Below are 11,078 nucleotides of genomic sequence, written 5' to 3'. Positions count from 1 at the left end.
CGATCGGCGGCGGTCGACGAGTCGGCCAGCTGTTGACGGACGGCGTTCTGCTGGTCCGCCATCAACTTGCGCACCGGCGGTACGACGTACCGCACGATAAGCCAGACGATGACGGCGAACCCGACGAGTTGCCCGATGAATGTTGACATTTCGCGCTTACCGCTCCGAACCCGAGGCCGAGACCGAGGTGGAGATCTCGACGCCGAGGATGCGGCTCGCCAGCGTGGTGGAGAGGCTCTCCACCCGCGTGCGAAGGTCCGCAGCCACGGCGTCACCCTCTCGCTTGAGCTGCTCGGCTGCGTCTTGCAGAGTCGAGGAAACCTGCTCCTCGGCCTGTCGACGCTTTTCGTCGACGACCTTTCGGCCCTCTGCCCGAGCCTCGTCGCGAGCAGCCGACGCCGCAACCCGAGCCGCGGACAATGCGTGCTCGTAGTCCTCTTGGGCGGCGGCGAACTGCTCGGCCGATTTCTTGTTGTCGGCAGCCGTTTTGGTGACCATGTTTTCGCGCTCTTTGAGCACCCTCGAGATCGGCGGAACCACGAAGGTGCCGATCACGCCGAGCACGATCAAGAAAATGGCCAGCTCGACGAAGAAGGTGCCGTTAGGGACGAGGAAGTTGCTCCCCCCTCCCTCGGCAACGACCAAAGCGCTCATGTCACCCATCTCGACTGTTACTTGACTGGGGTGGCGAAGACGAACAGCGCCATGAAGGCCAGGTTGATGAAGTAGGCGGCCTCGACCAGACCCACCGTGATGAAGAACGGTGTGAACAGTCGGCCTTGCGCCTCGGGCTGCCGGGCGATGCCGGAGATCAGCGCGTTACCGGCGACACCGTCACCGATACCGGCGCCGATCGCGCCACCTGCCATGATCAGCCCGCCGCCGATGAGGGCGCCAGCAGCGATTGTGGGGTTCATTGCTTATCCTCCTTGATATTTGGTAGCGGTCTACCAAGTCTGTTGTGGTGTTGGGAGCCAGCGATTGTCCTGCGGTCTTACTCGTGTTCCCCTTCCAGCTCCATCGCTTGACTGAAGTACAAGATCGTCAGCAGCGCGAAGATGAACGCCTGAATCGCGCCGACAAATAGGTCGAATGCTTTCCAGATCGCGTTGGGCGCCCACATGATGTACGGCGGGAACAGCGCGATCAACGAGACCAGGATGCCGCCGGCGAAGATATTGCCGAAAAGTCGGAGCGACAGCGAGATCGGCTTGGCAAGCTCTTCCACCACGTTGATCGGCGCCAGCACGGCAACGTGCCCCTTGAGCACCGCGACCGGGTGTCCGATGATGCCGCGGCGCCAGATCCCCGCCGCGTGGTAGCAGATGAACACGAAGAGGGCCAGCGCGAGCACGTAGTTGATGTCCGCCGCCGCCGACGAGAGCAACTCGGTTGTTTGCCCGTGGTCGGAGTATTGCAACGGCAGCACCGACAACCAGTTCGAGATCAGGATGTAGACGAAAAGCGTGACGGCAAGCGGTAACACGAACGGTGCGATTCGCATGCCGATCGCGCTCTCGATCTGATTGCGCATCTGAACGGTGATCGCCTCGAAGAACAACTGAACACCGCCCGGAACACCCGTCGAGGTGACTTTGGCGCGAAGAAAGAATGCGAGCCCGATGACGATGACGGCAGCGATCGCGGACGAGGTCACGGTGTCGACGTTGACGGTCAAACCGAACCACTTGGCGGTTTCGTGATGACCGACCTCGATCGCGCCTTCGGCCAGAAACGCCTCAGTCATTGCTGTTTTCCGTCCCTTCAATCGCGTCGGCCGACCCAGCACGCAGCTTCTTCATCACGGGGAGCGCCGTCGTCAGCACCAGCAACACCTGGAAGAGCGCGAGCCCGAATACCACGCCAAGCCCCGCGGGCCGGAAGACGAATGCGATCGCCAATCCGATCGTCGTGATGACCAGCAGCCGTGTGGCTGAATTCAGCGCCATTTTCTTTTTCAGCGGGTGTGCATCCGCGGTGATAGCCGCGACCGAGCGCTGCACACCGAGGGCGTTGAGCAAACCCAGCAGAAGTCCCAATCCGAAGAACAAGCCGACCTTCGGACTGCCGAGCCAAGCAGCGATTGCGACCGCGACGACGGTGAGCGCAAGAGAGGTAACGAACAGTCGAACCGGCCGGAAAGCAACGGAGGGAAACACCAACGGCGCGTCTTGCGCTGGTGTAGTCACTGCAGCACCTCAGTCCTCGTTCGGGGGGAGTTGCTTGGTTGCTCGTGCGTGGCCCGTAGAGCGTATCGGAGCGCTTTCACCGCACTCGCATCACCCAAGGGACAACTCCCCTTTGTCGGTCGTAAGTCGACAGGATCGGAGCGGACTCCGTCTGCCGGTGGCCGGCAACCCGCGAGGTTAATTCGGGTTCTACCAGCACCGTACCACATCGACCAGGACCCTACTACTCCTCGTCGTAGACGTCGTCACGGCGTCGCAAAAGCGGGATCAGCGTCGCGAAAACCGCAATCGCAATCGCGCCCAACATGACCGCGGCGGTATCGCGCGGATTGAAGAAGATCGTGCTTGCGGTGCCGAAAGCGACGATGCCCACCCACAAGTAGATGATCAGTACGACGCGCCGGTGCGAGTGACCGATCTGCAGCAGACGGTGATGCAGGTGCATCTTGTCGGGACTGAACGCGCTTCGGCCCGCCCGAGTGCGCCGCACGATCGCCAGCAGCAAGTCGAGCATCGGCACGAACATGACTGCCACAACCAAGAGGAATGGCGACAGCAGAGCAAACACATCCCGGGCGCCGTAAGCGTTCTGTGAGATCGGCCCCGCGGCCGTCGTCGAAGCCGCGGCCAGCATCAGGCCGATCAGCATCGAACCGGAATCGCCCATGAAGATCTTGGCCGGATGGAAGTTGTGCGGCAGAAAGCCCAGACAGGCTCCGGCCAGCACCACCGAGATGACCGCAGGCGGGTAGAACAGCACGTCACCGCCGTGGTCACGCAGCAGTCCGACGGAGAACATGCAGATCGCCAGCGCGGTGATGAGCCCCAGCCCGGCGGCCAGTCCGTCCAGACCATCGACGAAGTTCATCGCGTTCACGATCGACACCGTCAGCGCCAGCGTGAGCAGGATCGACGACGCCTGGTCCAGCACGATGGTCCCCACTCCACCCAGCGGGATGTAGAGAACGCTCCAGGCGACCCCCATCGTCACCAGCACGCTGGCCGCGGTGATCTGACCGGCGAACTTCGTCAGCGCATCGAGCCCCCAGCGGTCGTCGATCAGGCCGATGCCCATGATCAGCCCACCGGCCCACACCACCGCGGGCATGCCTGTGGAGTAGACGAAACCACGGGTCAGGGCCGGAAGCTGCGATGCGAGGAACACCGCCGCGACGACCCCGATGTACATCGCCAGCCCGCCCATCCGTGGGGTGGGCGTCACATGCACATCGCGTTCGCGCGGGTAGGCCACCGCGCCGAATCGGGTCGCCATCACGCGCACCGGCCCGGTCACGAAGTAGGTGATGATCGCGGCGGTCAGACCGACGAGCGCGAGCTCACGCAACGGGACACCCGCGCCACGATCAGCCAGTGCGAGCAGACCGCCGGCGAGGTTGTCGGCACCGCTGACCATCCGAAAAACCGTAATGCACCGCCCTGAGATCGAACTGAGGCGCCTACCAGGTCAGCCGGACAAACTCGCGACGTCCAGGCCCAGCACCTCGGCGATACCCGCGGCACTGACCGGGCCGGCTCGCAAGATGCGCGGTTCGGCACCGGTCAAATCGAGAATCGTCGAGGCGGCCTGTTGAGCTGAGGGGCCGGCATCGAGATAGACGTCGACAAGATCGCCCAATTGCTCGCGGGCGTTCTCCGCGTCCACTGCCGGCGGCCGGCCGGACACGTTGGCGCTGGATACCGCCATCGGCCCGACCTCGCGCAGCAGTTCGATCGCGACAGGGTGCAACGGCATGCGCAGCATCACCGTGCCCCGAGCGTCGCCGAGATCCCACTGCACCGATGGCGCCTGCCGGACCACCAGACTCAGCGCGCCGGGCCAGAACGCGCGGATCAGGTCGCGCATCGCCGTGGAGACGGAGAGGGCCAGGCCGTCGATCGTGTGCCACGAGCCGACCAGCACCGGAACCGGCATGTCGCGGCCACGGCCCTTGGCAGCCAGCAGCGCGGCCACCGCCGCGCTGTCAAAAGCGTCGGCGCCCACGCCATACACTGTGTCGGTCGGAAGAACCACCAGCCCACCGTTTTTGACGGCCGCAGCCGCCGATGAGATTCCACGAGAACGTTGTTCGGGGTGGGTGCAGTCGATCACGTCGCTCATCTGCGGCCGCCCTTGATGCGGGCCGTCACGAATCGGGGACGTCCGGTCAGATCGGTTCGTGCCACGATATCGTCGAAAAGCTGTGTGCTGCTGATCGTTTCAGCGGTCACTGAAGATGTGGTGTCGTCGTGCTCGACGGCGAACAGCCCACCGGGGCGCAACAAGCGTCCCGCGAGCCGGGTAACGGCCGGAATCACCGCCATGCCGTCCGGGCCCCCGAACACAGCATGTGGCGGATCGTGTTCAGTCACCTCGGGTTCGAGCTCGGCGCCATCTGGCACATACGGCGGGTTGGACACCACGAGATCGACCTGGCCGTCCAGCTCGGTCAGCACACCCGGATCGGTCACGTCGGCGCACACGAACTGCACCGGAGTGCCGGCGGCATTTTTGCGCGCGTAATCAAGCGCGGCATCGGAGTCGTCGAGGCCGATCACCCGCGCGTACGGCCAATGCCGCGCCAGTGCGAGCGCCAGCGCACCCGAACCGGTGCAGACGTCGACGACGACGGGTTTGGCCGGAAGAGTCTGCGCGACCGCCCATTCCAGCATCGCCTCGGTTTCCGGGCGTGGGATGAAAACCCCGGGACCGACCGACAGCGTCAGTGGCCCGAACGCGGCGGTGCCGGTGAGGTGCTGCAACGGTACGCGGCGGGATCGCGCCGTGACCGCGGCGTTGTAGTGGTCGAAGAACACGTCGTCGGGTGGGCTGAGCAGAGACAGCCGGCCGCGCTCGGTACCGGCGACGTGCGCCGCCAATTCCTCGGCATCGTAACGCGCGGAGTCGATTCCAGCGTCTGCGAGCAGCGTCGTCGCGGAGTCGATCGCGGAGCGCAGCCGAGTTGTCATGCCTGCTGCAGCCGGGACTGCTTGTCGGCGGCGCTCAGAGCGTCGAAGAGTGCGTCGACGTCTCCGTCGAGAAGCTGATCGAGATTGTGCGCCTTGTAACCGATGCGATGATCGGTCACCCGGTTCTCCGGAAAGTTGTAGGTCCGGATGCGTTCGCTGCGGTCCACCGTGCGGATCTGGCTGGCCCGGTCCGCCGACGCGTCGGCCAGCGCCTGTTCTTCAGCCAACGCCTGTAGTCGAGCGGCCAGCACCAACATCGCGCGTGCCTTGTTCTGCAGCTGCGAACGCTCATTTTGGCAGGTGACCACAATTCCGGTGGGCAGGTGGGTGATTCGGACCGCCGAGTCGGTGGTGTTGACGCCCTGGCCGCCCTTTCCGGATGACCGGTAGACGTCGATGCGCAGGTCCGACTCGTCGATCTGCACCTCACCCACTTCTTCGGGCTCGGGATAGACCAGCACGCCGGCCGCCGAAGTATGAACGCGGCCTTGGGATTCGGTGACCGGCACCCGCTGCACGCGGTGCACGCCGCCCTCGAATTTCAGGCGCGACCACACGCCGTCGGCCGAGTCGCCCTTGCTGGCGATCGTCAGCGTCGCGTCTTTGTAGCCACCCAAATCCGAGTAGGTCTCGTCCAGGACCGTCACATTCCAGCCGTGCCGTTCCGCGTAGCGGATGTACATCCTGGCCAGGTCCGCGGCGAACAGCGCCGATTCCTCGCCGCCCTCACCGGATTTGACCTCGAGCACCACATCGTCGGCGTCATGCGGGTCGCGTGGCGCCAGCATGTCGCTGAGCTTGGTCTCCAACTCATCGACCCGGGTTTCCAGCTCGGTGACCTCGTCGGCGAACGACGCGTCATCGACGGCGAATTCGCGCGCGGTTTCCAGATCGTCGCGCGCCGACGTGAGCTGGCGGTGGGTCGCGACGATCGGGGCCAGTTGCGCGAACCGGCGCCCGACCTTGCGCGCGTTGGCGGGATCGTTGTGCAGTTCGGGATCGGACAGTTGACGCTCGAGGTCGGCATGCTCGGCCACCAGCGTGTCAATCGCCTGAGTCATGCTCCTCCTTCCGCGCGAGCCGGCTCACTATCGGAACAACTCCGAACGCAAAACGACGCCCGTCCTGTGCGGTGAACGCGACAGTTCGGGCGTCGATCCTGCTACTTGTCGGCCGAGGCTTCCTTCTCGGCACCGGCCTTGCGCTTGCCGTAACGCCGCTCGAAGCGAGCGACCCGGCCACCGCTGTCCAGAATCTTCTGCTTACCCGTGTAGAACGGGTGGCACTGCGAGCAGACCTCGACCACGATGTGGCCGTTTTCCTTGGTGCTGCGGGTCTGGAAGGTGTTACCGCAACCGCAGACCACGGTGGTCTCGCCGTAGGCGGGATGAATGTCAGCTTTCATGGTGTCCTCTTCAGTAGTCGGTCGCCGGGTCGCCCAATGTGCTGGTCATCGAAGGACGTGAACCGGAACCTGAACTTCGGCTGTTGATTATGCCAGCTCAGCCGCTGTGTCCCTAAACGCCTGCCGCCGTCCGCGCATTCCCGGGGCGGCGCCGACGCTAACCCGGGCTGACCTGGGCTTTGCTGGAACGGTCGACGACGGCGTAACCGGTGTCGCGGCCGACCCGAATCCACAGCAGACCGCCGTCAGGGGTGCTGCCCTGCGCGCTCAGCTGCCGTTTGAGGATCTTGTTGGTGGCGGTGGTGGGCAGGCTGTCGGTGGTCCAGACGTGCCGCGGCCAGGCCTTCGGTGAGAGATCCGGCTGGCCTGCCAGAAATCGGCTGAAGTCGGCCGGCGTCAGGTCGGCACCGTCCACCAGCACCAAGGCCGCCATCACCTGGTCCCCCACCTGCTCATCGGGTACCGCATACACCGCGACCTGGCTGACTGCCGGCAGCCGCTGCAGGATGCGCTCGATCGGAGCGGTGGTCATGTTCTCCCCGTCGACCCGCAACCAATCCCCGCTGCGGCCGGCGAAGTAGATCCAGCCGTCGGCGTCGCGGTAGGCAAGGTCGCCGGACCAGAACATGCCGTTCCGCAGGCGCGCGTCGGTGGCCTCCTGGTCGTTGTAATAGCCGGCGAACATGCCCGCCCCGGTAGTGTTGACCAACTCACCGATCGCGTCGTCGGGGTTGATCAGCGTGCCGTGGTCATCGAACTCGGCCACCGCGCATTCGGCGAGCGTGTCGGAGTTGTAGATGCCGACACCCGGAAAGCCTTGTCCCAGCGAGCCGGGCGGGCAGCCGTCCTCGCGGGTGATGATGATCGCGCCTTCGCTGGAGCCGAAGCCGTCCCAGACCGTGCAATCGAAACGCCTACTGAATTCGGCAATGTCGCGGTCGCTGGCCTCGTTCCCGAACGCGACCCGCAGCGGGTTGTCCGCGTCGTCGGGCTGCTCGGGAGTGGCCAGCACGTAGGCCAACGGCTTGCCGACGTAGTTCATGTAGGTGGCGCCATAGCGGCGTAGGTCGGACAGCAGACCGGACGCCGAGAAGGTGGCGGGCACCATCGCCGAGCCGGAGCCGACCGCCACGCTCCAGCCGGCGAGCAGGGCGTTGGAGTGAAAGAGCGGCATCGACAGGTAACAGGTGCCCGACGAATCGACCTCGAACCGATCAATCAGGTTGGCGCCGGCGAAGATAACGGTCAAGTGAGTTATCTGGACGGCCTTAGGTTCGCCGCTGGTTCCCGAGGTGAAGATCATCATAAGCGTGTCCGTCGGCACGACCTCGCGATGCGGCACCAGCGGTCCGGGCGCCGCGAGCAGGCCCGACCACTCGTCGCTGGTGACGTCCAGGACGCGAACTCCGGGCAGATCCAGTCCGTCGAGCAGCGCGCGATGGTCCGGATCGGTGAGCAGCATTTGGCAGTCGGCGCGCACGATGTCTTTGGCCAGCGCCGCGCCGCGCCGCGTGTCGTTGATGCCGCACAGCACGTAGCCACCGAGTGCGGCCGCCGCCATCGCGGTGAGCATCTCGGGTGTGTTGCCTAGCAGCGCGCCGACGTGCAGTGGGCGCTTGGGATCGGCGATGCCGATCAATGCGGCGGCGGACGCCGAGGCATCCGCCAGATGCTCACGCCAGGTCCATACCCGATCGCCGTATTTGACCGCCGGCGTGGAGTCGCCCATGCGGGTACGAAGCAGTTGCTGAATAGTGTCCGCCACGGCTCACCGCTTTCCCGTCGGATTACGACAGGCGCAGGTTACCGCCGCACCGTGAGCTGCAAAGCGGGACGGGCGATGTTGCCCGGCAGAGGCGGTGTGCTAATCGCCGGTTTAGTCGTTGTCCATGCCCGGGGTCGTCTTCGACACCTGAACCAGGAACTCGTAGTTGTTCTTGGTCTTTCGCAGTTGTGACATCAACAGGTCGATGGCTTGGTGCGAATCCAGGCCGGACAGGACGCGGCGCAGCTTGTGCACGACCGAGAACTCGTCCGGCGACAGCAGCAATTCGTCCTTTCGAGTACCCGACGGGTTCACGTCGACGGCGGGGAACACCCGACGCTCGGATATCTTGCGGTCGAGTTTGAGCTCGGCGTTACCGGTCCCCTTGAACTCCTCGAAAATGACTGTGTCACCAGTGGATCCGGTCTCGACCATCGCGGTGGCGATGATCGTCAACGATCCGCCCTCCTCGATGTTGCGGGCGGCGCCGAGGAAACGCTTCGGCGGGTAGAGCGCGGTCGAGTCGACACCACCGGACAGGATGCGGCCCGACGCCGGCGACGCGTTGTTGTACGCGCGGCCCAGCCGGGTGATCGAGTCGAGCAGCACGACGACGTCTTTGCCCTGTTCCACGAGTCGCTTCGCGCGCTCGATGGCCAGCTCGGCGACCGAGGTGTGGTCTGACGGCGGCCGGTCGAACGTCGAGGCGATGACCTCGCCCTTGACCGATCGCGTCATGTCGGTGACCTCTTCAGGGCGCTCGTCGATGAGCACAACCATCAGGTGGCATTCCGGGTTGTTCTGAGTGATCGCGTTGGCGATGCTCTGCAGAATCATGGTCTTACCGGCCTTGGGCGGCGACACGATCAGTGCGCGCTGACCCTTTCCGATCGGCATGATCAGGTCGATGACCCGCGTGGTCAGCAGGTCGGGGGTGGTTTCCAGCCGTAGCCGCTGGTTGGGGTACAACGGCGTCAACTTGGTGAAATCGGGACGCTTCTTGACGTCTTCGACCGGGCCGCCGTTGACGGTGTCCAAACGCACCAAGGGGTTGAACTTCTGCCGCTGGTTGGGTTGTTCCCCATCCTTGGGCACCCGGACTGCGCCGGTCACCGCGTCGCCGCGGCGTAAGCCGTTCTTGCGCACCATGTTCATCGACACGTAGACGTCGTGCGGGCCGGCGAGGTAACCGGAGGTGCGCACGAACGCGTAATTGTCGAGCACGTCGAGGATGCCGGCGACCGGCTGAACGACGTCATCGTCCCGCAGTTCGGTGTCACCGCCGCCGCCACCGTCACCCGGCCGATCGCCGCGACGCCGGCGTTCGCGGAATCGGCGGCCTCGGCGGCCGCCGCGGCCGTCACCGTCGTCGTCTTGCTGGTTCTGGTTCTGGTTCGAGCCGCCGCGGTTCTGTTGTCCGCCGGAGTTCTGTCGGTCGCCGCCACGGTCGGAGTCCTTGTCGGACTCGCGGTCGTCGGACTTGTCCTGCTGGTCGCGGGCGGGTTTGTCGTTCTCGTTCTGTTGCTTCTTGTCGTTCCGGTTGTTCTGCTCCCCCGCGTTGTCGCCGGAGGATGGCCGCTCGCCGGAATCGCTACGCGGTGCGTCTTCGACCGCGGAGTCGCTGTGGCTGTTGGCGACCTTGGTGTCGCGGTTGTCCTCTGATTCACCGCCAGCGCCGCCGTTGGGCGACGCGCCGTTGGCGTGGCCGCCTTGCCGGGTTGCCCGGATCGCGGCGATCAGTTCGCTTTTGCGCATTCCCGAGGTGCCCTTGACGCCGGACCGATTGGCCAGCGCGCGCAGTTCGGGAAGCACCATGGTTGCCAGCGAACCATCGGACGCGCTCGAATGTGCGTCGCTCTCGCTGGAAGTTTCTGGAGTCACGGGGTTGGACAGCTTGTCATTTTCGGTGCTGTCGCCAGCCGTAACGAGGTCCGTATCAGTCACGGATTTCCTTTCTCTCCCTCGCTGATCGAATCAAGCGAGGGGTTCGTGGCATTCGGCCAATTCGCCGAGTGCTGCCAAAGATCGACTCTGAAACGGTGATTGCCAAGAATGGCGGTTTCAATGGCGAACCATCGTCCACGAGAAGAATTTGGTATTCGTCCTACTGTCGACGCAGATGCAGATGCTGCGATTGCTGGACGGCTCCGAGAATAACCTGCTTCGATGCCGGAAGCAAGAAGACCCTCCGCCGCGTCTGGCGACGCTAGCTGCGAACTGCTACACCCGAACTCCAGCGTACCCCGTCGCCTGCCGTCATTTCGCTGACCGCGAACCCGTTTGCAGCCGCAAAATCGGTCACCTCTGCGGGCAGGTCAGCAGCCGTGCTCAGCGCGATCACCGCCGGACCGGCTCCGGAAAGCACAGCTGCGACGTTGTAACGGCGCAGTAGCCGCAAAAATTCCGCCGACGAGGGCATCGCAGGCGCACGGTGCGGCTGGTGGAGTACGTCTTCGGTGGCGGGCAGCAGCAGGTCAGGCCGCTCGGTGAGCGCCACCACGAGCAGGGCCGCGCGGCTGACGTTGAAACGGGCGTCCTCGTGGCTGACCTCGCTCGGCAGCAGCACCCGGGCCTCCACCGTCGACGAACGCTGCACAGGAATGGCCGGAAACAGGCGAATGTCGGGGTGCAAGCGCAGTTGCGCCGCGGAGTACGCGGGCGGCCCGGTACTGGAATCGGTCCACGAGACGATCGCCCCACCCAGTACCGCGGCGGCGGCGTTGTCGGGATGGCCCTCGAACTCCGACGACAA

At 64.8% G+C, this 11,078-nt stretch carries 11 protein-coding genes and 2 pseudogenes; all 13 read right to left on the bottom strand.

Annotation, left to right across the window (positions count from 1 at the left end):
* A pseudogene (locus tag VN856_RS05415) lies at window positions 1–149 on the bottom strand (F0F1 ATP synthase subunit B/delta); the annotation flags it as partial.
* A gap of 7 nt (window positions 150–156) precedes the next feature.
* Entirely contained in the window at window positions 157–663 is a 507-nt protein-coding gene (locus tag VN856_RS05410; protein WP_325686900.1) for a F0F1 ATP synthase subunit B, read from the bottom strand.
* An 8-nt stretch (window positions 664–671) separates the two neighbouring features.
* Window positions 672–917 carry a F0F1 ATP synthase subunit C gene (locus VN856_RS05405; RefSeq protein ID WP_219067094.1) on the bottom strand — a complete coding sequence of 82 codons (246 nt, stop codon included), beginning with the start codon at window positions 915–917 and terminating at the stop codon, window positions 672–674.
* A gap of 77 nt (window positions 918–994) precedes the next feature.
* On the bottom strand, window positions 995–1,747 hold the full coding sequence (gene atpB, locus VN856_RS05400; protein ID WP_325686898.1) for a F0F1 ATP synthase subunit A: 753 nt from the start codon (window positions 1,745–1,747) through the stop codon (window positions 995–997).
* Window positions 1,740–2,189, bottom strand: coding sequence for an ATP synthase subunit I (locus VN856_RS05395; RefSeq protein WP_325686897.1), 450 nt, complete (start codon window positions 2,187–2,189; stop codon window positions 1,740–1,742). Before VN856_RS05395 ends, atpB begins: the two co-directional genes overlap by 8 nt.
* A gap of 223 nt (window positions 2,190–2,412) precedes the next feature.
* The gene (locus tag VN856_RS05390) at window positions 2,413–3,603 is read right to left on the bottom strand and encodes an MraY family glycosyltransferase (RefSeq protein ID WP_325686895.1); all 1,191 of its coding nucleotides are present in this window, start codon (window positions 3,601–3,603) and stop codon (window positions 2,413–2,415) included.
* 51 nt (window positions 3,604–3,654) lie between these two features.
* Window positions 3,655–4,308 (bottom strand): L-threonylcarbamoyladenylate synthase, encoded by a 654-nt coding sequence (locus VN856_RS05385; protein ID WP_325686893.1) that lies wholly within the window; start codon window positions 4,306–4,308, stop codon window positions 3,655–3,657.
* Entirely contained in the window at window positions 4,305–5,156 is an 852-nt protein-coding gene (gene prmC / locus VN856_RS05380; RefSeq protein ID WP_325686891.1) for a peptide chain release factor N(5)-glutamine methyltransferase, read from the bottom strand. The genes VN856_RS05385 and prmC overlap by 4 nt, the downstream gene beginning before the upstream one ends.
* Window positions 5,153–6,217 (bottom strand): peptide chain release factor 1, encoded by a 1,065-nt coding sequence (prfA, locus tag VN856_RS05375; RefSeq protein ID WP_325686889.1) that lies wholly within the window; start codon window positions 6,215–6,217, stop codon window positions 5,153–5,155. The genes prmC and prfA overlap by 4 nt, the downstream gene beginning before the upstream one ends.
* Window positions 6,218–6,318: 101 nt before the next feature.
* Window positions 6,319–6,561, bottom strand: a complete 243-nt coding sequence (gene rpmE / locus VN856_RS05370) for a 50S ribosomal protein L31 (RefSeq protein WP_325686887.1) — start codon at window positions 6,559–6,561, stop codon at window positions 6,319–6,321.
* 157 nt (window positions 6,562–6,718) lie between these two features.
* Window positions 6,719–8,326, bottom strand: a complete 1,608-nt coding sequence (fadD1, locus tag VN856_RS05365; RefSeq protein ID WP_325686886.1) for a fatty-acid--CoA ligase FadD1 — start codon at window positions 8,324–8,326, stop codon at window positions 6,719–6,721.
* Window positions 8,327–8,437: 111 nt separating this feature from the next.
* Complete coding sequence (gene rho / locus VN856_RS05360; protein WP_414686873.1) at window positions 8,438–10,219, bottom strand: transcription termination factor Rho; 1,782 nt, start codon at window positions 10,217–10,219, stop codon at window positions 8,438–8,440.
* A gap of 313 nt (window positions 10,220–10,532) precedes the next feature.
* A pseudogene (locus VN856_RS05355) lies at window positions 10,533–11,078 on the bottom strand (homoserine kinase); the annotation flags it as partial.

This window comes from Mycobacterium sp. (genome assembly GCF_035603715.1).
Lineage (GTDB): Bacteria > Actinomycetota > Actinomycetes > Mycobacteriales > Mycobacteriaceae > Mycobacterium.
Note: the sequence above shows the minus strand (reverse complement) of the source record. Positions and strands in the feature narration are given on the sequence as shown.

Coding starts and splice junctions, on each gene's coding strand:
- VN856_RS05410 (WP_325686900.1), bottom strand. CDS start 663: ATGGGTGACATGAGCGCTTTGGTCGTTGCCGAGGGAGGGGGGAGCAAC.
- VN856_RS05405 (WP_219067094.1), bottom strand. CDS start 917: ATGAACCCCACAATCGCTGCTGGCGCCCTCATCGGCGGCGGGCTGATC.
- atpB (WP_325686898.1), bottom strand. CDS start 1,747: ATGACTGAGGCGTTTCTGGCCGAAGGCGCGATCGAGGTCGGTCATCAC.
- VN856_RS05390 (WP_325686895.1), bottom strand. CDS start 3,603: ATGGTCAGCGGTGCCGACAACCTCGCCGGCGGTCTGCTCGCACTGGCT.
- VN856_RS05385 (WP_325686893.1), bottom strand. CDS start 4,308: ATGAGCGACGTGATCGACTGCACCCACCCCGAACAACGTTCTCGTGGA.
- prmC (WP_325686891.1), bottom strand. CDS start 5,156: ATGACAACTCGGCTGCGCTCCGCGATCGACTCCGCGACGACGCTGCTC.
- prfA (WP_325686889.1), bottom strand. CDS start 6,217: ATGACTCAGGCGATTGACACGCTGGTGGCCGAGCATGCCGACCTCGAG.
- rpmE (WP_325686887.1), bottom strand. CDS start 6,561: ATGAAAGCTGACATTCATCCCGCCTACGGCGAGACCACCGTGGTCTGC.